The organism is Candidatus Mycoplasma haematobovis, from assembly GCF_001645765.1.
Classification (GTDB): domain Bacteria; phylum Bacillota_I; class Bacilli_A; order Mycoplasmatales; family Mycoplasmoidaceae; genus Eperythrozoon_B; species Eperythrozoon_B haematobovis.
This window is the reverse complement of sequence record NZ_LWUJ01000010.1, coordinates 47,428-70,250: the sequence shown is the minus strand read 5'-3', so window position 1 is coordinate 70,250 and position 22,823 is coordinate 47,428. Positions and strand designations below refer to the sequence as shown.

Annotated in this window: 37 protein-coding genes; 5 read left to right on the top strand and 32 right to left on the bottom strand. The window is 31.8% G+C overall.

Going from position 1 to position 22,823, the window contains the following annotated elements; translation table 4 throughout:
• The first annotated feature begins 76 nt into the window (after nucleotides 1–76).
• The gene (locus A6V39_RS00850) at nucleotides 77–1,333 is read left to right on the top strand and encodes a hypothetical protein (protein ID WP_187149782.1); all 1,257 of its coding nucleotides are present in this window, start codon (nucleotides 77–79) and stop codon (nucleotides 1,331–1,333) included.
• Here A6V39_RS00850 and A6V39_RS00845 read toward each other — a convergent pair whose 3' ends face one another.
• Nucleotides 1,334–1,921 (bottom strand): hypothetical protein, encoded by a 588-nt coding sequence (locus tag A6V39_RS00845; protein WP_187149781.1) that lies wholly within the window; start codon nucleotides 1,919–1,921, stop codon nucleotides 1,334–1,336.
• Nucleotides 1,922–1,945: 24 nt separating this feature from the next.
• Here A6V39_RS00845 and A6V39_RS00840 point away from each other — a divergent pair, with 24 nt between their 5' ends.
• Entirely contained in the window at nucleotides 1,946–2,581 is a 636-nt protein-coding gene (locus A6V39_RS00840; protein WP_187149780.1) for a calponin homology domain-containing protein, read from the top strand.
• A gap of 1 nt (nucleotide 2,582) precedes the next feature.
• Here A6V39_RS00840 and A6V39_RS00835 read toward each other — a convergent pair whose 3' ends face one another.
• The 4 genes from A6V39_RS00835 to A6V39_RS00820 form a co-directional block, all read right to left on the bottom strand.
• Nucleotides 2,583–2,978: a hypothetical protein gene (locus tag A6V39_RS00835; RefSeq protein WP_187149779.1), complete on the bottom strand. Its 396-nt coding sequence runs from the start codon at nucleotides 2,976–2,978 to the stop codon at nucleotides 2,583–2,585.
• A 76-nt stretch (nucleotides 2,979–3,054) separates the two neighbouring features.
• Complete coding sequence (locus A6V39_RS00830; RefSeq protein ID WP_187149778.1) at nucleotides 3,055–3,225, bottom strand: hypothetical protein; 171 nt, start codon at nucleotides 3,223–3,225, stop codon at nucleotides 3,055–3,057.
• Nucleotides 3,226–3,707: 482 nt separating this feature from the next.
• A complete protein-coding gene (locus tag A6V39_RS00825) occupies nucleotides 3,708–4,361 on the bottom strand; it encodes a hypothetical protein (protein ID WP_187149777.1) in 654 nt (217 codons plus the stop codon).
• Between the two features lie 68 nt (nucleotides 4,362–4,429).
• Nucleotides 4,430–4,690, bottom strand: a complete 261-nt coding sequence (locus A6V39_RS00820) for a hypothetical protein (protein ID WP_187149776.1) — start codon at nucleotides 4,688–4,690, stop codon at nucleotides 4,430–4,432.
• 115 nt (nucleotides 4,691–4,805) lie between these two features.
• Between A6V39_RS00820 and A6V39_RS00815 the strand changes: the two genes are divergently transcribed.
• The gene (locus A6V39_RS00815) at nucleotides 4,806–5,288 is read left to right on the top strand and encodes a coiled-coil domain-containing protein (RefSeq protein ID WP_187149775.1); all 483 of its coding nucleotides are present in this window, start codon (nucleotides 4,806–4,808) and stop codon (nucleotides 5,286–5,288) included.
• A 5-nt stretch (nucleotides 5,289–5,293) separates the two neighbouring features.
• Nucleotides 5,294–5,689 carry a hypothetical protein gene (locus A6V39_RS00810; RefSeq protein WP_187149774.1) on the top strand — a complete coding sequence of 132 codons (396 nt, stop codon included), beginning with the start codon at nucleotides 5,294–5,296 and terminating at the stop codon, nucleotides 5,687–5,689.
• A 75-nt stretch (nucleotides 5,690–5,764) separates the two neighbouring features.
• On the opposite strand, the gene A6V39_RS00805 is transcribed toward A6V39_RS00810, so the two are convergent.
• From A6V39_RS00805 to A6V39_RS00725, 17 genes are all read right to left on the bottom strand, one after another.
• Nucleotides 5,765–6,403 carry a hypothetical protein gene (locus A6V39_RS00805; RefSeq protein ID WP_187149773.1) on the bottom strand — a complete coding sequence of 213 codons (639 nt, stop codon included), beginning with the start codon at nucleotides 6,401–6,403 and terminating at the stop codon, nucleotides 5,765–5,767.
• Between the two features lie 111 nt (nucleotides 6,404–6,514).
• Complete coding sequence (locus A6V39_RS00800; RefSeq protein ID WP_187149772.1) at nucleotides 6,515–6,988, bottom strand: hypothetical protein; 474 nt, start codon at nucleotides 6,986–6,988, stop codon at nucleotides 6,515–6,517.
• 70 nt (nucleotides 6,989–7,058) lie between these two features.
• Entirely contained in the window at nucleotides 7,059–7,415 is a 357-nt protein-coding gene (locus A6V39_RS00795) for a hypothetical protein (protein WP_187149771.1), read from the bottom strand.
• A 324-nt stretch (nucleotides 7,416–7,739) separates the two neighbouring features.
• A complete protein-coding gene (locus A6V39_RS00790; protein ID WP_187149770.1) occupies nucleotides 7,740–8,396 on the bottom strand; it encodes a hypothetical protein in 657 nt (218 codons plus the stop codon).
• 4 nt (nucleotides 8,397–8,400) lie between these two features.
• A complete protein-coding gene (locus tag A6V39_RS00785) occupies nucleotides 8,401–8,802 on the bottom strand; it encodes a hypothetical protein (protein ID WP_187149769.1) in 402 nt (133 codons plus the stop codon).
• A gap of 146 nt (nucleotides 8,803–8,948) precedes the next feature.
• Nucleotides 8,949–10,214, bottom strand: a complete 1,266-nt coding sequence (locus A6V39_RS00780) for a type I restriction endonuclease (RefSeq protein ID WP_187149768.1) — start codon at nucleotides 10,212–10,214, stop codon at nucleotides 8,949–8,951.
• 56 nt (nucleotides 10,215–10,270) lie between these two features.
• Nucleotides 10,271–10,618 (bottom strand): hypothetical protein, encoded by a 348-nt coding sequence (locus A6V39_RS00775; RefSeq protein WP_187149767.1) that lies wholly within the window; start codon nucleotides 10,616–10,618, stop codon nucleotides 10,271–10,273.
• 78 nt (nucleotides 10,619–10,696) lie between these two features.
• A complete protein-coding gene (locus A6V39_RS00770; protein WP_187149766.1) occupies nucleotides 10,697–11,305 on the bottom strand; it encodes a hypothetical protein in 609 nt (202 codons plus the stop codon).
• Nucleotides 11,305–11,814, bottom strand: a complete 510-nt coding sequence (locus A6V39_RS00765; protein WP_187149765.1) for a hypothetical protein — start codon at nucleotides 11,812–11,814, stop codon at nucleotides 11,305–11,307. The genes A6V39_RS00770 and A6V39_RS00765 overlap by 1 nt, the downstream gene beginning before the upstream one ends.
• On the bottom strand, nucleotides 11,814–12,317 hold the full coding sequence (locus A6V39_RS00760; protein WP_187149764.1) for a hypothetical protein: 504 nt from the start codon (nucleotides 12,315–12,317) through the stop codon (nucleotides 11,814–11,816). Before A6V39_RS00760 ends, A6V39_RS00765 begins: the two co-directional genes overlap by 1 nt.
• A 3-nt stretch (nucleotides 12,318–12,320) precedes the next feature.
• The gene (locus tag A6V39_RS00755) at nucleotides 12,321–12,758 is read right to left on the bottom strand and encodes a hypothetical protein (protein ID WP_187149763.1); all 438 of its coding nucleotides are present in this window, start codon (nucleotides 12,756–12,758) and stop codon (nucleotides 12,321–12,323) included.
• Nucleotides 12,752–12,940: a hypothetical protein gene (locus A6V39_RS00750; RefSeq protein WP_187149762.1), complete on the bottom strand. Its 189-nt coding sequence runs from the start codon at nucleotides 12,938–12,940 to the stop codon at nucleotides 12,752–12,754. The genes A6V39_RS00755 and A6V39_RS00750 overlap by 7 nt, the downstream gene beginning before the upstream one ends.
• Nucleotides 12,941–12,985: 45 nt before the next feature.
• A complete protein-coding gene (locus tag A6V39_RS00745; protein ID WP_187149761.1) occupies nucleotides 12,986–13,819 on the bottom strand; it encodes a DUF31 family putative serine protease in 834 nt (277 codons plus the stop codon).
• Nucleotides 13,820–14,430: 611 nt separating this feature from the next.
• Nucleotides 14,431–14,847: a hypothetical protein gene (locus A6V39_RS00740; RefSeq protein WP_187149760.1), complete on the bottom strand. Its 417-nt coding sequence runs from the start codon at nucleotides 14,845–14,847 to the stop codon at nucleotides 14,431–14,433.
• Entirely contained in the window at nucleotides 14,847–15,521 is a 675-nt protein-coding gene (locus A6V39_RS00735) for a hypothetical protein (protein ID WP_187149759.1), read from the bottom strand. Before A6V39_RS00735 ends, A6V39_RS00740 begins: the two co-directional genes overlap by 1 nt.
• Before the next feature lie 5 nt (nucleotides 15,522–15,526).
• Nucleotides 15,527–16,186: a hypothetical protein gene (locus tag A6V39_RS00730; RefSeq protein WP_187149758.1), complete on the bottom strand. Its 660-nt coding sequence runs from the start codon at nucleotides 16,184–16,186 to the stop codon at nucleotides 15,527–15,529.
• A 1-nt stretch (nucleotide 16,187) separates the two neighbouring features.
• Entirely contained in the window at nucleotides 16,188–16,577 is a 390-nt protein-coding gene (locus A6V39_RS00725; RefSeq protein WP_187149757.1) for a hypothetical protein, read from the bottom strand.
• A gap of 62 nt (nucleotides 16,578–16,639) precedes the next feature.
• Here A6V39_RS00725 and A6V39_RS00720 point away from each other — a divergent pair, with 62 nt between their 5' ends.
• Complete coding sequence (locus A6V39_RS00720; protein WP_187149756.1) at nucleotides 16,640–17,920, top strand: hypothetical protein; 1,281 nt, start codon at nucleotides 16,640–16,642, stop codon at nucleotides 17,918–17,920.
• 2 nt (nucleotides 17,921–17,922) lie between these two features.
• Here A6V39_RS00720 and A6V39_RS00715 read toward each other — a convergent pair whose 3' ends face one another.
• From A6V39_RS00715 to A6V39_RS00670, 10 genes are all read right to left on the bottom strand, one after another.
• A complete protein-coding gene (locus tag A6V39_RS00715; protein ID WP_187149755.1) occupies nucleotides 17,923–18,306 on the bottom strand; it encodes a hypothetical protein in 384 nt (127 codons plus the stop codon).
• A 9-nt stretch (nucleotides 18,307–18,315) separates the two neighbouring features.
• On the bottom strand, nucleotides 18,316–18,966 hold the full coding sequence (locus A6V39_RS00710) for a hypothetical protein (RefSeq protein WP_187149754.1): 651 nt from the start codon (nucleotides 18,964–18,966) through the stop codon (nucleotides 18,316–18,318).
• Between the two features lie 24 nt (nucleotides 18,967–18,990).
• Complete coding sequence (locus tag A6V39_RS00705) at nucleotides 18,991–19,383, bottom strand: hypothetical protein (RefSeq protein WP_187149753.1); 393 nt, start codon at nucleotides 19,381–19,383, stop codon at nucleotides 18,991–18,993.
• Nucleotides 19,383–20,012, bottom strand: a complete 630-nt coding sequence (locus A6V39_RS00700) for a hypothetical protein (RefSeq protein ID WP_187149752.1) — start codon at nucleotides 20,010–20,012, stop codon at nucleotides 19,383–19,385. The genes A6V39_RS00705 and A6V39_RS00700 overlap by 1 nt, the downstream gene beginning before the upstream one ends.
• On the bottom strand, nucleotides 20,012–20,413 hold the full coding sequence (locus tag A6V39_RS00695; protein WP_187149751.1) for a hypothetical protein: 402 nt from the start codon (nucleotides 20,411–20,413) through the stop codon (nucleotides 20,012–20,014). The genes A6V39_RS00700 and A6V39_RS00695 overlap by 1 nt, the downstream gene beginning before the upstream one ends.
• A gap of 2 nt (nucleotides 20,414–20,415) precedes the next feature.
• Entirely contained in the window at nucleotides 20,416–20,979 is a 564-nt protein-coding gene (locus tag A6V39_RS00690) for a hypothetical protein (protein ID WP_187149750.1), read from the bottom strand.
• Nucleotides 20,980–20,981: 2 nt separating this feature from the next.
• The gene (locus A6V39_RS00685; RefSeq protein ID WP_187149749.1) at nucleotides 20,982–21,449 is read right to left on the bottom strand and encodes a hypothetical protein; all 468 of its coding nucleotides are present in this window, start codon (nucleotides 21,447–21,449) and stop codon (nucleotides 20,982–20,984) included.
• Nucleotides 21,450–21,454: 5 nt separating this feature from the next.
• Nucleotides 21,455–21,850 (bottom strand): hypothetical protein, encoded by a 396-nt coding sequence (locus tag A6V39_RS00680; protein ID WP_187149748.1) that lies wholly within the window; start codon nucleotides 21,848–21,850, stop codon nucleotides 21,455–21,457.
• Nucleotides 21,851–21,980: 130 nt separating this feature from the next.
• The gene (locus A6V39_RS00675; RefSeq protein ID WP_187149747.1) at nucleotides 21,981–22,400 is read right to left on the bottom strand and encodes a hypothetical protein; all 420 of its coding nucleotides are present in this window, start codon (nucleotides 22,398–22,400) and stop codon (nucleotides 21,981–21,983) included.
• Nucleotides 22,400–22,822 (bottom strand): hypothetical protein, encoded by a 423-nt coding sequence (locus A6V39_RS00670; RefSeq protein WP_187149746.1) that lies wholly within the window; start codon nucleotides 22,820–22,822, stop codon nucleotides 22,400–22,402. Before A6V39_RS00670 ends, A6V39_RS00675 begins: the two co-directional genes overlap by 1 nt.
• Between the last annotated feature and the right edge of the window lies 1 nt (nucleotide 22,823).

Sequence of the window (22,823 nt, the reverse complement as noted above, 5' to 3'; positions counted from 1 at the left end):
ACATTCTCTTTTAGGACTTTCCTGTATTAATTACTGTTTTTAGGTACATAAAAATAATAGAGTTCTTGTTATTTCAGTGCAATTAAGATTCACCTCCCCCCTAGTCACTAGAGTAGCAGGTTCAAGCTTTAAGTCAAGTATATCAGCAGTCTTATCTGGAATGACTGCTGTAGGTACACTTACAGCAGTAGCTCTTAATTCAGGAAATACTGGTTCAACTATTCTTGAATCTTTAGACCCTGTTAAGAAAGCCTTACTTAATGATACTTTATTAAATGGAATACAGAAAGTTACAGAGACCTTTAAGGAATGAGGATCAGCAATAGTTGGATCTAAAGATGCTTTCAAAGAATGATTAGATAGTTATTTAGGTCCAGATGGATTTAAGTCTGGAACAGTAACTCTTTACCAAAAATTAAATGATTGAGGATTAATAGTCTATAGATGATTTAGAGATAAGTTCTGGAAATTCATTACGAATATTCCAGATATGGTTCAAAACTGACGTAAATTAAGACTATCTTTATTCAAATGAGGAACATTCTTGGGTGGAGGAGGCGGTTCCGCTTTATGAGCTATGTTTGGTTCTGGAGATAATTGAGATAAGTTAGGTGAATTAATGGGAAGGCCTGATTTTGAAGAGATTATGGGCGATCTTGGAAAGTTAATGGAGAATAATAGTGATGCTTTTGAAAAGATGGATACTGAAGAAGTTAAAGAAATATTTGAGAAATTCTTACATGAAACAGATGAAGCTAAAGAAGCAACTAAAGAATTATTAAAGAAACAAGAAGAAAGACAAAAAGATAAGTCAGAAGAGGAGAAAGAGAAAGAACAATTAACAGAAGAAGAAATTCAAGAAAGATTTAAACCTCCAAGTGGTGGCAACCCACTAGATACAAAAGCTGTATTTGGAAATATGGTTTCAGGAGGTTTAAAGAAATTAGTTGGTTTGTTTAATAGTAAATCTAAGTCTTCAATTGAGGGGAAAAGCCCTTATTTAGCAGCAATAGAAGGTATGAAGGACTATATAGATTTAATTGATAAAGACATAAAGCAAGAACAATCTAGAAAAAAAGAAGGCACACCAAAACAACAGTTTGCTGAAGTTATTAAGGAAAACAAATTTGCATTTATTAGTGCTATAGCTGGTGTTGCAGAAAAAGCTTACAGAAAGTTACCAACTCCTCAATCAAATGGAAAAGAAGTAACAGAAAAAGAAATGGCTGAAGCCTTTATGAAAGAATTTGAAAATAGTTTTACTAAGAAGGCGTTAGAGAATGAAGAAGGAGACTTTGATATGACAGCGGATATGTTTGTTAGAGGTAAATAATTAAGGACTAGTTTTCTTTACACAGTAAGTTTCTGCATCTTTGAAGTCGTCAGTTTTTGTTTCTTTTCATATCTCTTCATAGTAAGCTAAACATCATTCTTTAAGAGCATTTGTATTTGGAGGTGTAACTCCACTTAATTTTGTTTTAATTTCTTGCATTTTTGTAGATAGATTGTCGGCCGGTTGTTTACTAGTTAATACTCCATTTGCGGTAGTTCAATCTCCATTTTCTTCAATCACTCCTTCAGGTAATTTATCTTTATTGTTGTAGATACAATAAGTTTGAACATTCTTGAATCTTGTGTCTTTTTCTCCGTCGTAATAAGCTCTATAGTTGTTTTGACATCATTGTTTAATCTTCTCTATATCTTCTTTAATTTTTGCTAGGTCGTCAACAAGAGCATTAGGAGCAGCGGATGCTTTCTTTATTGCTTGTTGTTTCTTACTTCAACCTGCTTCATCATTAACTCTAATTCCTTGTAGTTTTTGATCTATTCTTTCACTGAAGTAGTCTTTGGTGTAATAGGCAGCTACACTAGTGCCTGTTAACAGCGTAAGAGCTATTCCTGTTTTTGCTATTGAATGCATTAGTATTAAATTAAAAGTAAAGTTATGTCTAAAGCTTTAAAGGCCGTAGTTGGTTTAGGTTTTACTGGAGCCGCAGGTACAGCTGGTGTTACCTCTTATATATACATGACTAGTGGAGAGACCATTAGAGATAAGTTTTCAGTCGCTTTGATAAAGATGGATACAAGTGAGAATAGTATTTGGGATGAAAAGTGGAAAAAGCTTAAAGTTGAGAGTGCTAAAGTGCTAAGTGGCAATGAGAAGTTAAAGAAAGCAAAGGACAAGAGCGCAACTGAGAATGCAGATGAAACAATTAGAAATTTGATGAAAGAGGGATGCAAAGAGATTTACGATTCTAAGTTTACAAGCGAAAAAGATAATAATTTTCAAGACTTTAAAGCTTATTGTTCTCTTTGATTTGGAGATAAATTAAAGACTTTCATAGCTGACGACACTACTACAGCTGGTGATAATAATAAATGAAAGGTTAAATTAGATTCTTTAAATAGTTACACTAAGGGTTTAGTTTCTGATTTAAAAAATATTAGGACCGGGACAGGCGACGTCAGTGCAAAGAAAAAATTAATTAAGGATTGATGTGATAATCAAAAAGAAGCAATTTTAGAGGCAACAAATTCAGATAGATATGTAAATATAAGTGATATTTGTTTAGGAAGTTAGTTTATTTATCTACTAAGCATCAACTTACAAAATTTTTAAATTTTGGATCATCTTTGTCTTTAACTTTATCATTCACTTTCTCTTGGCATTTGTTAACTAAATTATCGGGTACGTTATTTTCAGTAGTTCCTGTACTTCCTTTTCATTCAGCTATTTGTCATTCATCTTGCCCTTGAGGCTTAGTATTATTGCTAGTTTTGTAGTTTGTTCAAACTTTATTATTCTTACCCTTATTACTATTACTCAACAATTCTTGTGTTGGATTGGTGGTCTTTATTAAGTCTTTAATAGATACTTCTTTTGTACGTGTTAAGAAATAATAAGTGCCTGCACCTGCACTCCCTACGACACTAGTAGTTGCAATTCCAATGATTATTTTGCTTGTTCCAATAGTCATATTTTTTAGATTTAAATTTAATTAATTCATTTTCTTTATACTTAATAAAAGTACTGCTCTAGATAATGTTTATTTATTACCCTTTGGTGCATCACTTTTTGACCGCAGTGTAGGGATTATTTTCTTCTAAAATTTCTTTATCAAATATTTCTTCACATCATTTTTTTATGTTTGTTTCATTGGCAGAGCCCTTACTTAGTACTGATGATGTTTCCATCAGCAGCACCTGAATTGTAGGCTCTTGCATCTCAATCTCCAGCTAACTCTTTTGGAACACTAAGTAATTTTTCTTTATTGGTTGGGACAGTACATAGTTTTTTTGCATTTGAATAGTCAATGTCTTTCTCATTTTTGAAATCACTTTTAAGAGCAGTATTACACCAACTTTTTAAGCCGTTTTCATTTTTCGTAGTTATGCTGGTAATGTTCTGAATCTCCGTTTTGTAAGCAGTTACTTTAATATTTCAGTGGTCATCTTTTCCAATATCTAATATAGTTCTACCGCTATTTCTTATTTGTTGTTGAATTGATGCAGGAGTTGGGTTTCTTTAAAGCATAAGCAGTTCCTATGCCACCTTCAATAACTCCTGTTCCAATTTTTGCTCCTTGTGTCATAATTAATTTATTCTTTTATTAAATAAATGAAATTTGTGGTCTTCAAATAACTTAATAGTTAAATTTAAGGAAGTATTTAGTTTTTTATTTAAATCAGATTGATAAATATTTTTGTTATTTCTTAATTGAACATCATTTTTTGATTAAGTTAAATTTATTTTCAAATGTTGCGTCAGTTGTATCAATTTCATTAATTTTTATTTTTGCACATTCTCCGCGTAACAATCCAATATTGTGGTCTAATTGATCGCTACTTTCCTTTATTTTTCCCTCCAGTTCTGTAAATGGTTTAGGATTTAAATTCTTTAATGCTGTAATCTTTTTGCCTCACTCTTCTTTTTCTCTATAAACAACAGCTTCATCAGCCTTCAATGTAGTGTAACCGCCTCTATCTAGTATTGCATTCATCTTTTCTTTTTTCACGCATCACATTTTTGCAGAAGAATAATTAGTATTTGCGTTTTCAAATTTCAATACCTCTTTACATTTAGCTCTCAACTCAGGTTCAGTTTGCCCAGAAAAAGTTTTATTAGTTGCTTGTTTATATGCATTTAATATTTCAGTTCAATCACCCCCTTCAATATCTGGATTTAATTCAGAAAAACCATCTGTCTTTAGTTGTTGGCTAATATTAATAGTGGTTTTGATTATTTTTGGTTGCTCTTTTGTACTATCAAACGCACCACCTATATATGCACCAGCTCCCCCAATAAACCCCAAAGAACCAATAGCAACTACGCCTGCTGTTAGTTTACTAGTACCTATCATGAGCAATGTCTTTTACTTCTAGTATTAATAAGTAAAAATAATGTAGTAAATATTACTTTCTTTTGCAATTAAAGCTCACCCCCATCTGTTAGAGCGGCAGGGTTTTGTTTTAAGCAGGGATTATCAGCCACTTTAACAACTATTACAACAGCAGGAGCATTTACTGTTGTTACTTTTAATTCTAGTAACAGTAAAGAATCTATTATTAAAGCGCTTGGCCCTGTCAAAGAAGCATTATTTAATGATACTTTATTAAGTGGAATAAGTAAAGTAAGTTCTACTTTACATTCATGAGGTAGTGCTATTGTTGCTACTAAAGATGATTGCAAAGCATGACTTGATAATTACTTAGGTCCAGATGGATTTAAATCTGGAGTAGTAAATCTTTACAATAAGCTACATGCTTGAGGAGAAATAGTTTATTGGTGATTCAAAGAAAAGTTCTTGATATTTATTTCAAATATTCCAGATATGGTTCAAAACTGACGTAAACTAAGACTTTCATTATTCAAATGAGGAACATTCTTGGGCGGGGGAGGTGGCTCAGCATTGTGAGCCATGTTTGGATCTGGAGATAATTGAGACAAGCTATCAGCATTAATGGAGAGAGAAGACTTTGGTGAGATGATGTCTACTTTTGCTGATTTAGTAGAGAAGAATGATGAAACATTTATCAAAATGGATCAGGATGAAATGAAAGAAATTATTGAGAAGTATTTAGATGACCCTGAAGAAGCTCAAAAAGCAGCAAAAGAATTATTAGAGAAGCAGAAAGAAAGGGCTGATAAAGCCAAAGAAGAACAAAAAGATAAGGAATTACAAGAAGAGAATGAAGAACTGAAAGAGCCTCAATTAGAACAGCAAGAAATTCAAGAGCTTTTTCATCTGCTAAAGGAGGAAAGCCACAAACACCTTAACAAGTATTAGGAAATATGATTGGTGAGGCTTTGACTAATTTAGTTGGAATTAGAGGTTCTTGAATGGGGGATGTGAATATTAAACAAATAGCACGTAAGTATATGAATGAATATTTGAAAATTATTAAAGAAGATGTTCAAAAAGAGCAAAAAGGAAAGACAACTAATTCTGCTAAACAACAGTTTTTGGAAGCTTTAAATAACAATGAAGAGGCATTAATAAATGCTTTGGCAAAAGTAGCAAGGAAAGCTTATGATGTCAAATTTCCAACAAGCATGGAAGAATTGGCTTTTGTAGAACAATTTAATAATAGATTTACAAAGGAATGTAAAGATGATGAAGAGGGATGTGGAACAGCTAATTTTGATGAACAGTCTATTAAAGCGTTAGTTAAGAAGAATAGAAGATAATAATTTGGCCATTGTCTTAAATTATGTTTTTGTGACTTTTTCAAAGAATAATTAAATCGTTTTTTCTAAATTTATTTACTCTTCAAAACAACGGGTATTTACTTTAGTTTCAATTTCAAATCTAGTATCTGTTGCGAGCTGTTTATCCATATTTTCATTAAATCAAATTTCAAGTGTATTTACAGCTAATTGAGCTGTAGCGCCATCAAGAGCAACAACATCACGATTTTTAGTTTGTAAATCGCTTAATAATTGTTGATGTCCATCAGCAGTCTTAATTTTTGTTAATTTTGCACTTCAATCTGTAACTAATTTCTTACCTTTTTTGATTAATTTATCTTTAATTTTTGTAGGGGCTTTAGTACAGTATTTTTTAGTTTTGGTTATTAGATCTTTAGATTTTGAATCAGTTAAGTAAACACTTAAACTTTCATTACATCAAGTCTCTAAAGCATTACCTCCATCTTCTTCAGAACTTGCAGCAGTTATTGTTGTAGGGGTTTTGGATATTGCGGTTGTCAATTCAGCTTCGTTTTTGAATACTTTAAATACTGCTTGATATTCTGCTTCGGTACTAATTAACTCTTCTCCTGAGGAAATTAATTTATCTCTTACTGTTTTGTCTTTTGATAAATAGTGAATTCCAAATCCTCCGCCAACTGAAGTAAGTGTACCTCCTCCAGCAAGAGCAATATATTTAATATTTAATGCCATTAAATTTAAGAAAAGGTAACTAATTTGATATTACTTTTAGTATTAACTCAATTAACAATTTACTGAATAATATTTACCTTTAAAGTTTTAAGGTTTATTAATATTCGCAGTTTAGCTAGGTAAAGGGCCAGGTGCCGCTGGCACAGAACTACTTGGAGCAGATTTAAGTAATGAGGACTCTTTAGTGCATCACATTTCTGCCATTTCTTTGTCATTTTCATAATTTTCTGTTTTCACAAAGAGATTTTCACACGTTGCCTTCAATGCTACAATATTGTCGTTTTTGTTATTTTCAGAATTTGGAGATTTAAGACCTGTTATTTGTATTTTTTTACTTTGATCTATTGTAGATTCAAAGTGCTTAGCCACAAGATTCCCCCATATTAAATCATCTGTTGCTTCTCTAGTATTTAAAGGATTTTTGTTAGCCAACATTTCTCTCAAGCTTTGGGGAGATGTTTCTGGATCTCTAGATTCAACAACCTTATCAGTATTGTAAGGTTTTATTAAGAAGTATCCCCCAACTGCCACCCCACCTACAGTACTAATTCCTGCAACTGTTGCCAATAAAGGTTTAGATACCATAAACTTTATTACTTGTATTGTGTTTTTCTAAATTACAATCAAAAATCAATTTTTAAAAATTAATAAATTTCTATTCTAAACAACGTCTTTCCACTTTTTTTCATATTTGACTACTTTTGTCTTGATTTAATGCGACTTCAATATTATTATCACATCATTTTATTAACGTATCTTTAGCTACTTGTTTATCACTACCAAATAAATTAACGGAATTTACTATATTTACTTCAGAAAGATTTGAAGATAATTGATTATCTGATTGTAGCATTCTATCCAATTTTTCATTATCTCAATTTACAGCTCTTCTTTTTCCACGTCTTTCTATTCTTTCCTTTATTGTTAAAGGAGGCTTAATACAATATTTTTCTACTTTTTCTTGATTTTCAGCAGATTTAAGGACTAGGTTTTTGTCGCATCATTTTTTCAAAGCTTCTGCTCATTGTTGTTCGTTTCATGAACTTGTTTCACTACTCCCATCTTTAATTAAATTTTTGAAGCTTTCTTCATCTTTGTATTCTTTGAAAGCTGGTAGATATTCATCATCAGAACTAATTAGATTTATTTTTTTTGAAATTAATCTATCCTTTATTGTCGTTTTGTTTTGTTTTGTGTCAAGAAAAATGTCCCCGCACCAGCGCCTACAATAGTTGTGGTACCAGCACTTACAAATGCTACTTTTCTAATATCCACTATTGAAATAAAGAGGATGATTTATCACATCCATTATTTGCCATTGTCTTATCATCAATTTCTAAATTGTTCCGGATGGCTTTGTTTCATCTAGACAACGTTTCTCTATCTTTCCAAAAATTTCATTGTTTTCATCTTCTACTAATCTCTTTTTGGAATTATCTTCACATCATTTCTTAAGAGCGTTATCTTCTTTTTGAGAAGGGTTGTCAAGGTTATTAATTGTGTTATCTTTAGAATGTAAGTCTTGTTGTAATGAGTCATCATTATTGCTATTTTTTGTTTTCAATGATTTCACTCTATCAGTTCATATAGTTGTAAGTTTCTTGCCCTCTTTTTCTAATTTAGCTATTATTGTTAAAGGTCTTGCAACACAGTAACTTTTTGCTTTTTCGAATAAAGAATTAGCATCCTTGTGATTTAAATTAGTATCAAAAGTTTTTTCACATCAAGTCTTTAAGGCAATTCCTCCATCTGTTAAGCTAGAGGTATTTGATATATTACCAGTATGTGTTTTGATGGCTGTAATAAAGTTATTATCATTCTTTAATTCTTTAAAGGCTACTTGGTAGCCTTCATTTTCTTTAATTAACTCTATGCCATTGCTGGCTAATTTATCCTTTATTGTTTTGTCTAGATTTAGATAATAAACTCCACCAACGCCTCCCGCAATTGCACTAGCTCCAACACCAGCAATAGCAATTTGTTTTGTGCCCATATTATTAAGCAGTTACAGAAATATTTTTATTAGTACATCAATTAGTAGCATCTATTTTGGCCTGTTGGTAATCTTTGTCTTTATTAGTTTTTTTGAATAATTTTTCACATTGGTCTCTAAGTTGTTTAATTCCTGGGTGTGGTTGTGTTTCGGGAGGAGTAGGTGCTACTATATTTAAGTTTTTTATTTTGCCAACACCTCCCGTTTGTGGATCAGCTATATATTTATCAACTAAAGCTTTTCAAGAAGCATCGTCACCTTTAATATTTAGTGGTTTATGTTCTCCTCTTTCTAAATCTTCCTTTAGGTTTTTAGGTTGAGATAAGACATAACTAATTCCTGCAGTTCCGCCTACTACTCCTGTACCTATAGTAGCACCAAGTCCAATCTTTAGAGATGTTGTCATTAATTAATTTTTTCTTTTATTGGCCTTTGAATATTGAAAAGTAAATTTATTCACAAAATTATTAATAGTTAATAAGTTAGGAATGATTATCTTTTTATTGCTCATATGAAAACTGGCAATAATAAAACAGCTAAACCCAGTCACTTTTATGAAAGGCTAGGAAAAATTCTGTCACATTTATGTGCTTGACCTATTAAATGAATAGCATTAGGACAAGCAAATCTTATGTAATCTAATAATGTTTTGTAATTGGGTTCATAGTAAAATTGTTCTTCAGTATTCTTTCTTTTAAGTAGGTGTTTAATTTTCATTTTTCATGCTGTTCATCAATTAAATTTGACGTTTTTGTATTCTTTATGCGAAATACAAATTAGATTATTTGAATCAGTAATTAAGCAAGGTTCCTTTATGTAATCTTGAATATCTAATAAATAGATTTTTTTGGGTTCTAAAGTTCCCTTGATTGTTGAGTCAAAACTAATAAATTCATTGGATTCAAAGATGAGATTATTTAACCATTTGTCATTTTTGTCAACGAAATAAATTATTGAATAATTTTCTAATATTCAAGAATTACTCAAAGACCTAAGTAGCATAATGGTTTGATAGTTGGGTTGAATATTTTCAATAGGTATTGTTTGATTATTTGCTTTTTCAATGATCACATTTATTCAATTTAGTATTCAATAAATTTTTCCATAAGTTGCACCATCTGTTAAATTAACGTATCCCTGCTTTGTCGTGTAGACGGAATTTTTTATGTAGTGAAGCAATGTATGCTTGTCGAATAAATACTCTAGAAAAGAGCTTAAATAACCATTATCTCATGTATGTCAGGCTTGTAGATAATCATTAATAATTCCATACTTATGCCTATATCCATTGCTAATTACTAGAAAAAGATTGTATTTAAAGAGTTCAGGTATGTCACTTAAATAAGCTAAAGTTAGTTGTCTATATGCTGCATTAAGAATTGTGTCGTCTCTTTTTGGTGATTTGAGTTCAAATACTATTAAGGGAAGTCCATTTATGTAAATTATTACATCTGGTCTTCTTGTATTTCTGCCAGTGTTGATACTTAGTTGGTTTACTACTCTAAAGTGATTTTTTTCTACATTTTTGAAATCTATTAGAGGTATTAGTTTTTCAAGAGAAGATACTCAAATTCCCTGTTGTATGCAATCTCAAATAACAGAATTTATTCCACTAAAAAAAATTGGTAGCTCCTTTAAAGAATTTATTACTTCTGATGCAATTTGAGAGTCTGAAAGAAAGTTAATTAAATCTTCTTCTAGAATTATTTCAGATTTATCATTTCTGTTAATAAAGTCACCTAGAGTATATTGATAACCGTGATACTTAAGTATGTTTATTACTAAATTTTCTAGTTCAAATTCGTTGATTTCTTCCAAAAAAATTTAACCTCAAAAAGAAGACATTTTAAACCCTTGCCTTAACTTTTAAGAATCTAAACAACGTTCCTCCACTTTTTTCATGTCTTATCACTTTTTGTTTGATTTAATTCAGTTTCAATGTTATCATCGCATCATTTTTTCAAAGCTTCTGCTCATTGTTGTTCGTTTCATGAACTTGTTTCACTACTCCCATCTTTAATTAAATTTTTGAAGCTTTCTTCATCTTTGTATTCTTTGAAAGCTGGTAGATATTCATCATCAAAACTAATTAGATTTATTTTTTTTGAAATTAATCTATTCTTTATTGTCATTTTGTTTTGTGTCAAGAAAAATGTCCCTGCACCGGCGCCCACAAGAGTCGTGGTATCAGCACTTACAAATGCTACTTTTCTAATATCCACTATCGAAATAAAGAGGATGATTTATCACATCCATTATTTGCCATTTCCTGTGGTATTTGAAACTAGTTAACTTTAAATTTATTGTGTCTTAGTACATCATTGTTTTGCTGCAATATAGGTATTGCCTGTCTCGGAGATTTCTTCTTTAAATGTTTTTTCGCATCATTCTTTCAAGTTTGTTTTGTCAGCAGAATTTTTATTTATGCTACTAATTAAATTTTCATCTGTAGCACCAGTATTATAGGCTCGTGCTCTTTCCTCCCAATCATTCTCTTCAGCTAGTTGTTTTGATTCGCTAAGTAGTTTTTCTTCATTAGTTGGAACAGTACACAATTGTTCTGCATGAGAATAGTTATTATCTCTTTCATTTTTGAAGTCAACTTTAAGGGTTTCGGTGCATCATGTCTTTAAGCCTTCTTCATCTTCGCTAGTTAATGTAACAGCGCTTTGAAGTTTTGTTTTGTATGTATTTACTTTGATATTTCAATGTTTTGATTCGGAAGTATTTAACATTGTCCTACCACTAGTCTCTATTTGTTTCTGAATGGATACAGCATTTGCTTCTTGTTTTTGTGATGAAGTAACTTTTTTTACGTCGGAAGATTTTGTAAATAAATAGCCACCAACTGCCGCCCCTCCTATAGTGCTTGCTCCCAATGCACTTAAACTAACAGTCTTAAGAGTCATTATCCACTATGTCCAGAAGAGCTAGGAATTACTTGTCCAGCGCCACGCCCACCATCAACATTGGTTGGAGAAGAGGCATGAGAGGATGATGCTATTGGCACTTTTTCTTTAAATATTTTTGAATCAGCAGAACATCAATCTATCGCCGCCTGTTTATCCGCTTCAAATTTATCGCCTTTAGTTATTGATTTATTTAATAATTCTTTACATTTATCCTTTAAAGATTTAACTTTTATTTCTGTTTGAGTACTAATATCTCCTAATCCTTCGATTGTCTTAATTTTTTCAATTTGGTCATTTTCAAGAGTAATAGTTATTTCTCCTGTGGTATGTTTAGAGGCTAATTTGTTTCATTTTTCTTCATCTTTATTTGGATCTAATAAGTTTATTTTTTCTGATTTCAATAACTCGCCAAGATTTGAAGGAGTCATGAAGAAGTATCCACCAGTTGCTACTCCTCCCACAGTACTAACACCTAATACAGTAAGTAATATTGATTTAGGCGTCATTATCCCCCAACTCCTCCACGATCATCGCCACTACCAACAGATCCAGGATTTACGTTTCCTACTGAAGATCCTCTGGAAGCAGGCGCTAAATCCTTCTTAAATACATCTGAGTCACTAGAACATCAATCTTTTGCATTTTGTTTTGCAGTATCAAATGCTTCTTCTTTCTCTATTGGTTTTTGGAATAATTTCTTACATTTATCCTTTAATTTTGTGTAATCTATAGCGTTATTAGGCGCAGGATCAGCGATTTTGAAATCTTTAATTCTCTTTATTACGGTATTATCTGTTAGTGTTATGGATTCTCCTTCTCCTTTGTATTTTTCTGCTAATTTTTTTCAATTATCATCATCTTTAGTACTATCTACATCTAATAGCTTTATTCCTTCTTTAATTAATAATTCCTTTAGGTCTTTAGGTAAAGAATATCAATAACCAATACCTGCAGTACCACCAATTGCACTCACTCCTAAAGCAGTTGAAACAATAAACTTAGTTGTCATTTATTAAGAATCTAAACAACGCGCTTGTACTTTAGTTCAGATATCGTTAGCGTTTGTATGGTTTAATTCAATTTTAATATTACTTGTACATCATTGTATTAGTGCAGCTTTAAATTCTGATTTATTAAATCGATTAAGAACTGTACCTGTCGCAAAAGCAAAATCTGTAAAAAATTGAAAATCTGATTGAAGCATTCTTTCGAGTTTTTCATCGTCTCAATCCGTAACTACTCTTTTCCCACATCTCTCTATTCTTTCCTTTATTGTTAAAGGAGGCTTAATACAATATTTTTCTACTTTTTCTTGATTTTCAGCAGATTTAAGAACTAAGTTCTTTTCACATCATTTTTTCAAGGCATCTGATCATTCTTGTTCTTTTCAAGTACCTGTTTCACTATTTCCATCTTTAATTAAATTTTTGAAGCTTTCTTTAGTTATCAAACATCTTGGTATTCTTTGTAAGCAGGCAGATATTCAGCATCAGAACCAATTAGATTTATGTTTTTTGAAACTAATCTATCCTTTATTGTTGTTTTGTTTTGTGTCAAGAAAAATGTCCCTGCTCCAGCTCCCACAATAGTTGTAACACCACCACCTGCTAGTGTTACTTTCTTAAGATCCATTAGTTAATTAATACTGGAAAAATTTGACTTTATATGACTGGATCTTTAAGATTTATGCTCTCAGTTTCTGGCTTTCAATCAAGTATTCTTACCATATGCTTCTATTTGTTCTTTGTAAGAAGATTTTTGTTTTGGAGCTCCTAATATTAAGTCATATTTAGGAGACTTAATAGAATCTGCTTCTTTTCTTTCGTTTACTCTTAGAGGAATAACAAAAGCATTCTTTTCATTAATTTCTCCGCCAGCATATATTCCTAATGCATTACCTTCTTTATCTGTGTAAAGACTACCAGAAGCACCTCCCATTAATCTATGCTTCTTATTTATCTTTAATAAGCGGAAGTGTCCTATATCTTCTCCTTCTTTACCATTTCACTTCATGGTTCAAGTTTTCTTAGCATCTCCATAACCATTAATTATCTTTTGTCCTTGAGAATGGTAATCACTTCAGTAGTCATAAGATAATTTATGTCCTTCTGCTTTTTCTTCATCTCAGCCAATTGCATGTCCATATTTATTTACTACATTGGTTTTCATTGGATAACCAAAATTGTAGAAACTTTCATCTAATTTGCTTATTTCTTCTTGGGTGTATCTATCTTCAAGAGGTTTAGCAAATATATTTATTGCTTCTTTAGATTCAATTCCATATCTATCAGCAAAGCCGTTAGTTACTTTTCTTGCATAATTTTCATCATTAAATTTAATTTCAAGTACTTCAAAATCTTTGTAGTTATTTTCAGATATATTTAGTTCTGAATTTGCATCAAATAAGCCTATTGCTACAAAGAATAGTTTAGGTTCTTCCATCTTATGATTATGGTAACCACCATATTCACCTCTTAGTTCTTCGCCATTTGAAGATTTAGCAATATTCATATCAAAATAACCATATCTATCTACTCAATTACATGTGTTTTGAACATCATCATATAGTGAATAACCAGAGTATTTAAATCTATAGTCTTTTCTTAGTTTTTGTGCTCTCTACAGAATAAGGTAGTTCTTGGTTGTAAGGGTTAGTAGAGAACCTATATTTATTTACTGCATGTGCAACAATAGCTATATATTAAGTAGTAGGATATCTTCCTGTTTCTGGAAGTTCATAATCTAATATTCATCCTGTTCCCATATCACATGGGGAGAATATTCTGAAAGAGTATTCATCTATTTTTGCAAAAGCTTTTTGAGCTATTTCTTTATCTATTCTTTTTTGTTCTTCTGGTTTACTAACTGATGTTATGGTTTCTGTTTGTGTAATAGGTTTTGGATTATCTCTTGTTACAGGAAGTTAAAATGAATTTTCAATAATAGGTAAATTATTTGATATGGAAGAATTTCTGGTTCTCAAGAGTTTGAACTTCATAATTTGCAAATTCCAACAGTAGCAAAAGATAGTGTTGGAATAACAACCTTAGTTGCTTTATTGAAAGTTATAATTAAGAATACAAATCTTTTAGGTTTATTCTTTTGTTATTAAATGTATTTGTTTATGTAGTTAATAGAGAAGATTTCTTATTACATCAATTCTTGGCATCTTTTTTGGCTTGTTCATAATCCTTATCATCTTTGGTTTTTTTGAAAAATAAATCACATTTTTCTTTAAGTTGAGCAATACCTGGATGGGGAGTGGTTGAGGCAGGAGGCGCTTGAATATCTAAACCACTTATTTTTGATACCCCACCTTTAACTGATGTTTTTGCATGCTCTTCAGCCAATTTTGTTCAAGACCCATTATCTTTATTAGTTGTTTCTGAACTAGTATCTAAGAACTCAAATTGGCTATCTTTTTCTAAATCTTCTTTTAGGTTTTTAGGTTGTGACAATACATGAGCAATTCCTGCAGTACCACCAATCGCCCCCACGCCTAAAGTAGCCCCTATTCCTATCTTTAATCCAGTTGTCATTAGTTATTTGAGCATCACGCTTTAAAGGCCTTTAAGTTCTCTTCAAATTTATCTTCATGATTTTTCTTATCTTTAATACCTTTACAACTGTTTTTGATATTCGTTATTTCATCAGAAGTGGGAGAAGTTTCTTTAGAACTGGTAAATGCTAATCCTTCAATTCTAGATTCTTGACTGCTTCTGTATGCCTTAACTTTATTTGATCATTGTGTTTGTAGCTCTCCTGGAGAATCAGCTATTTCTAGAGCAGTAACACCCCTCGCTTTCAATAATGATGTAACAGTTATTGGTTCAACACATCATTTCTTAGCCTTTGCATAATCTCCACTATCAAGTTTCTCATTTTTCAAAATAGTTTGACAATGTCTTAATAAAATAGCCTCGGCTGTTTCATTGTCCTTTCCTTCCCCATTAAATCCTTCAAAATCTGGAGTATCAGGGGATTTAATTGATGTTTTGTAATTAGTTAATACTTCATTGAAATTTTTGCTATCAGCCTTTAATAAAGTGTATTTTTCACTCTTTAATTTGCTACCAATATTAACAATTGGTGGTTTTTGTTGATGATCCTTTGTTTCTTTGTTGAAAGTATGATAACCATAGTAACTTCCTGCTCCAATTCCTCCAGCTCCTATTGTTGAAGCAATTATTATTCCTTTATTTAGTGATGCCATATTGTTTATTGGGTTCCGCACCATTCTTTGGTAGGTGCAAGAGTTTCATTGTAGCCTTCTTCGGTGGTCTTTAAACTAAGGGCTGCTTCGCAACCATTTTTTAAAGTCTCAAAATTTGGCGAGCTTTCGCTCGATTCAATTTTTGCTTTAGGGAGTTGATTGTTTGAATCTTTGTATCTACTTACTCTCTCTTTTCATTTGGTGTTGTTATCGTCTTTTAAAGGGCTAAAGCCTTTTTGCCTTAGGATTTCTTGTACTGTTTTTGGTCTTGTGCAATACTTAATAAAGTCAGTGTATTCTTGAGATTCAATACTTGGTATTTCAATATCTTTCTTTTTAGAACACTTAGTTTTAAATCCCGCAGGAACATCGGCTACATCTGCTTTTGTTCATCCATCAACTTTCCAACTGTCTTGTCCATCATCTTGAGATTTATTGTCTTCTTTGTACTGTTTTCAGGTCTCATTTCATCCTGCATCATCTCCTGTTTCGATAGATAATAAAACGTACTTGCCCTCCCTGTCCAATAATTTACTTATTTGGGTATTTGGGTTTGATAATTCTTTTGAGTTAAATAAACCAGTTGAATAGCCAACTCCACATGTTAAACCTGTAGCACCAGTCAATAAACCAGCACTAATTCCTGCGCTTCTTAAAGTAATCATATTAGTTGGCAGTTTCTATAGTGCATCAATCAACAAAATTAGTATATGCAGAATCAGAAGTACCACTTACTTCATCATCTTTCCTTAGGTTGCAAAGAGTAACTAGACTCTCAGGCACTGAATTCTTATCAGAAAGAGCGCTTCAATCGCTTAATTTTCAAATATTACCTTCTTGTTGCTTGGTTTCATCTGTTTTGTATTTATTTCAAGCTTTAGTGGCCCCAGTTTTATTCTGGGTTGTTATTAAAGTTTTCCCAGTTAATAATTCGCTTATTTTTTTCTTTTTTGGTTCTTGTTTTGATTTATTTAAAAGAAAAAAGCTCCCGACTCCCACTCCGCCCGTTACACCAACAGCCGCAACTCCAGTTATTAATTTTCCAGTACTTAACATTATTCTTATCTTTTACTTATGTTATTGCTAAGTAAAAAGAATAAAGTTAATATTACTTTCTTTTGCAATTAAGATTTACCCCCCCCCTATCCGTTAGAACAACAGGCGTTGGTTTCAAGCAAGGATTATCAGTTACTTTAACAGGAGTTACAACAATAGGAGCATTTACTGTAGTTACTTTTAATTCTGATAAAGCAAGAACATCTATTGCTGATTCTTTTGAACCTATTAAGCAATTGTTAGGAGATAGTGTTTTCTTGAATGGAATAAATCAGTTAGGTGAAACTCTTTTTGGATGGGGATCTTCAATAGTTGCATCTAAAGACGCTTTCAAAGAGTGATTAAATAATTATTTTGGGCCTGATGGGCTTAAATCTGGAGCAGTTAAGCTCTATGAAAAACTTGTTGCTTGGGGAGAGATAGTTTATGGTTGATTTAGAGATAAATTTATTGAATTCATAAAGAATATTCCCCAAATGGTTAAAGATTGAGACAAATTAAGGCTATCTCTATTTAAGTGAGGTACTTTCTTGGGCGGGGGTGGAGGAGGCGCTTTGTGAGCTATGTTTGGTAGTTTTGATAATTGAGGTAAGTTGGCAGATTTGATGGGAAATGAGGAATTTATGGGGGCAGTAGAGAAATTTTCTGAGTTAGTAGATAAGAATACGGATGCTTTCAAGGATATGGGACAAGAAGCAATGCAGGAGATATTAGAGAGAATTATGGAAGAACCTAAGGATGCAAAGGAAATAATTGAAGATTTATTGAAAGAACAAAAAGATATGGCTGAAAAAGAAAAGAAAGAGCGAGAAGAAAAACAGCAAAAAGGTGAAAAAGTAGAAGATGAAGAGCAGAAAGAGCCTCAATTAGAACAAGAACATATTAAGGAGTCCCTCAAGAAATCAAAAGGATCTCCACAAAGCAAAGAGGAAGTATTTGGTTATCTAGTGGGTGATGCGTTGAAATCTTTAATGAGTATGCCTAACTCTTTTGATAGCCCTATAACGGCAATTAAAGAAAGAGCAAAAGATGCCATAAATAAATATATGTCTAATGTTAAGGAAGAATCAAAAAAGAAAACAAAAGTGGGAAAAGCAAACCTTGAGTTCCTAGAAGCTTTTGGGCAAGATGAAGAAAAACAAAAACAATTTGTAGATGAATTAGCAAATATAGCAAAATCTGCATTTAGTATTGGCTATCAAAGTTTTGATGAATTAGCAAGAGCTTTTGAAAAAATTATGCAAGACAAATTTACAGTGCCAATGGAAGGAAATGGAGAAGAAGGGGAGGGTGTAGATCTTTCAAATATGGTTAAGAAGCCAGCGCAAAGAAAGAGAAGATAGTGTTATTTAACACATCATCCAACAAATTCAATATATTTAGGGTCTTTTGAGCCAGCTACTTTATCATTTAATTTTTCTTCACATTTTTCAGCAAATGCATCTGGAACTTGATTTTCTTGTGTTTTGATAGTATTTCATTCCTTTAATTTTCAAGCATCTTCATCTTTAAAGTTTTCTCCAGTTTTGTTTGCTTTGATATATTCTTTTCATTTTTCAAGTCATTCTGCTTTATTTGCTAATTCTTTTTTCAAACTAACTTTTTTTGGATTTTCTTTATTTAATAATTGTTCAATTGTGTAATTATTAGTTAAATAGAAACCAACACCCACTCCTTCTGCAATTGTACTAACACCAACGTCTGTTATTAATATATGCTTAATTGCCATCTCTTTAGGCTACTTTTTTTCTATAGAGCATCAAGTTTGTGATTTCTTTATCGCTTCTTCGTAACCTTCTTCAAAGCTATGTTTTTCGTTTAATTTCTTACATGCTTCTCGGATTCTGGTCCTGTTTTCAGGTTTCACATCTGTAATTGCTTTTGATCCTAAATCTAAATTATCTATTTTGTCTTTATTAGTTTGGTCTGTATATTTTTTTATTTTTTCATCTCATTCTGCTTGGTTTTCTTTATCTTTAGTTGGAGTAGTATCTGTACTTAAAATGATTCGCTCTTTTCCAAGAACTTTTTCAACTGATGTTGGAACTGTACACCACCTTTTGGCTTTATCGTAGTAATTATTACTTTCATTATCTTCTCCTGCTTTTTTCTTAAGTGTGTCTTCGCATTGTTTTTTTAATTTTGTCTCGTCACTAACCTCTTCTCCAGAAAATTTGAATTTTGGTTCTTTTGCTGATACTTCTTTGTAACTAGCTAATATTTTCTTTCAGATATCATCGTTGTTATTGCTATCTAATATCTCCAAACTATTTGCTTTCAATTTGCTTTGAATATCCTCGGTAGATAAAAATTTATTAAGAAGTAAGCCACCACCTGCCACACCACTTATTGCACCTAAACCAACAGCTACTCTAACAACGTTACTCATTATTGTTTCAAGAAATTATTTACTTTAAGAAGGAAGTTTCTTTGATTCTTTAACACATCAAGCTTTTGCAAAATCCAAAGAACTTGTATAGTTATTGTCTTTCGGTTTTTTGATAAATAAATCTTCACATTTTTGTTGAAGCTTTACCAATTCTCCCGCTTTAAGATTTTGTCCCTCTAATTCTAAATCAAAGTCTGTTATTTTTGGTGTTGAACCTGATTCGGCATATTTTTTTGCTAAATTTGTTCAAATGTCTGCATGAGTAGTATCACTTTTTGAAAGAGGAGTTAAATTTTCATTAATTAATGCTTCCTTTAGGTTATTAGGTTTTGGAAGAGCATAACCAATTCCTAAAACTCCACCAATAGCACCTACACTTGCCATAGTAGCTAAAGCCATTTTTGTTTCTAAAGTCATTAATTTGATTTATTTGAACATCAATTCTTAAAGTGCTCTAAGTTTGTTTCGTATTCTGCTTCATGATTTTTCTTACCCCCTATTTCAGTACATTTTTCTTTAATTTTTCTGATATCTTCTTCTGTGACTGTATTTTCATCTGTACTTAATCCTAAATTATTAATTTTTGTATTTGATTTCTTATGTAGCTTTACTTTTGCTTCTCATGCACTATTTTTTGCGATTTGATTATTTGATGTATCAATATTTATTGGTACGTATTTTTCATGTTTTAAGATATCTTTAACAGTTACAGGAGTAACACACCATTTTTCTGCTTTCTTGTAATTATCTGGGTCTTTGATATTTTCAGAAGTATGGGGTTTAAGTAAGTTTTGACAGTATTTTGATAGTTCTTCTTCAGCTTTATTTCCTGTTCCTGCAAAAGTACCAAATCTTAACTTGTTATCTGCTGTAACTACAGTTTTGTAACTAGTTAAGATAGTTTTTCAATGTTCAGAGTCGCTAGGAAGTATTGTGTAACCTTTTTGAATTAACTTATCTGCAAGTTCATTACTTGCTAATAAATAATTAACTGCATATCCTCCGCCACCTATACTACCAACAACTCCCTTTATTGCTGTATGCATTATCTGTTTGCTTTAGGTTCAGAACACAGTATTTCAGCATTATCTAAGGTTTTGTTTCCTTTTGCTTCTGATTTTTTTAATTTAAATACAGCCTCGCATCAATTCTTTAACTCTTGTCCTCCATCCGCATTATCTCTTTCTTTAGATACTTCAAAACTAGCTTTACCTTCCTTTAGAGCTGTAGATAATTTTGGTAACTTGTTATCATCCTTTCTGAAAGTGTCAAATTTTGTTTGTCATGCACTCACATCACTCATTTCAAAAAGAGTAAGGTTTTTGGCAACAAGTAAATCTTTAATTGTTGGTTCTTTATTGAAAGCTTGTCAACCATAATAACTACCAGTCGCTAGTCCACCTACACTTAGGGTTCCAATAGTACTTTTGATTATTATTGATTTCATATTTATTGTCCTTCTTTAGTACATCATTTAAGAGTAAGAGCATAGTTGCCTCCTGTTTCTTGATATTCATTATTTAAAGCTCCATTACATCAATCCCTAATCTCATCTGCAGTAGCTTTGTTATCTGCTAAATTTGGAATAGCATTAACACCATTACCTTCTGTTTTGTATTTGGTTTCTTTTCCTGCTCAATCTCGACTTTCAGCTGGATTCTTTTTTTCTTTAAGTAGCTTTTCTCTGTTAATAGGAACTGTACATATAGTTAAGCCACTTTCATAATTTTTGTCTCCTTTTGAAAAGCTCTGTGATAATGTGCTGGTACATCAACTCTTTAGATCACTTCAAGAAGTAAGATTTAATTCATGTTTTGATTTACGTTCACTATTGTAAGTATGTAACTTTATCTCTCAAAGCCCTTGAGGAGCTGCAGAATCCAATAATTTCTTGTTACTCTTTATTAATTCAGCTCTAATAGAGTTATCTTTAGTAAGAAAATAAATTCCTGTAGCACTTCCACCAATTACAGAAGCACCTAAGCCTGCTATTGCAACTTGTTTAAATAGCATAATTAATGACCACCACCACTGGTAGTGGAACCTGGGACTCCTGGTACAACCCCTGCGCCAGCAGATCTATCTGCCGAAGCTACAGTAGCAGCAGTATTAGTTAATTTTTTAGAGTCACTAATACATCAAGCTTTAGCAGTATCAAGTAAAGTCGAATAATTTTGAGCATCTTTTTTTGTTTCATATAGTTTTTTGCATGCCTCTTGCAGTTTTTCTACTTTTGCATCTGTATCACTAGAGCCAGCAAAATCTAAACCCTCTATTTTTGGATTTTGATTTTTCTCGTATTCTGTTAATAATTTAGTTCAAGTTTCTTTGTCTTTTCCTTTATCGGTAGATAGAGTTTTGTAGTTATTCTTCGCTAAATCTTCTCTTAGGTTTTTAGGTTTCATAAATACAAAGCCAGCATAACTTACCCCTCCAATAGCAGATACACTAGCACTTCCAATTGCTAAATATTTAAGATTCATTAATGTTACGGTCTTGAATTACCGTCTCCAGAAGGTCTTACTGCCGAAGTAGTGCTAGGTTTTGGTAATAGTGGAGATTTTTCAGAACATCAATTAATTGCATTATCTTTAAGGGTGGCTGTTTCTTTGTTAGATGTAGATTCTTCTAGGAGAGTCTTACATTTTTCTTTCAAAAGGGAAAAATTAACTCCTTGATTTCCCTCTAAATCAGTAATTACTAATTGATTAATTTTTGCAATTGTTTTTCCGTCGGCGAGAGTAACAGTATTTTCTTTATGTTTAGTAGCTAATACTTTTCAATTGCCATCATTTGTTGTGCCTTCAGTATCTAGTAGTTTTATTTGTTCTTTAAGTAATAATTCTCTTATGGTTTTGGGTTGGAGAATACACCATAGCACCAACCCCAGCAACACCTCCAACAGTACCAACACCAATTATTGAGCCAATAATTGCCTTAGGATTCATAAATTAAAAAATGGAGCCTATTAATGGTTTGCTTTTAAATAAGCTGTTTTTGTATTACTTATATTGTTAACCACTTGCTTGAGCTACCATATCCTTTAACATTTCTGATTTTTCATTACATCAATTTAGAGTATGCTTTTTGTTAGTTTCAAATGTATCTCCAGAAGATATAGGTGTTTCATATAAAGTCTTACAATGTTTCTTAAGTAATTCAATATCTCCTGCTTCTTGTTTTGATTTATTTCCCTTAAGGGTTAATTCTTTAATTTTTATGGAAGGATTAGTATCATCCATTTCTGTATATTTCTTTACTAACTTAGTTCAAATATCATCATTTGATTTATCAGTAACTGATAGCGGTTTGCCCCCTTCTTTAAGCAATATATCCTTTAAGTTTTTTGGTTGCATAAAGAAATAACCACCGGTTATTACTCCACCTAAAGCTCCAGTACCAGCAATAGATGCTATTATTGTTTTAGGTGTCATTATCCTCCAATAGCAGGGGTTGCTTTAGAAAATGGAGATTTTTCAGAACATCAGTTAATTACACTATTTTTGATTTCTTTAAATTCTTCACTATCTGCTATTGGTGTTTCAAGTAATGATTTACATTTAGCCTTTAGTTCAGAAAATTTAATTGAATCGTTTTCTCCAGTAATATTTAGATCTTTAATTTGTTTAATTTCTTTGTTATCTTTAGTACGTCCGTTCGCATCCGCTTTGTGCTTCTTAGCTAACTCTTTTCATTGTGTATCATGTTTATCGCTTTCAGTATCTAGTAGCTTTATTTGTTCTTTAAGTAATAACTCTCTTAGGTTTTTAGGTTGCGAATATCAATAACCAACTCCAGCCACTCCCCCAAGCAATCCAGTACCTGTGGTTGCTAATAATAAGAATTTAGTATTCATT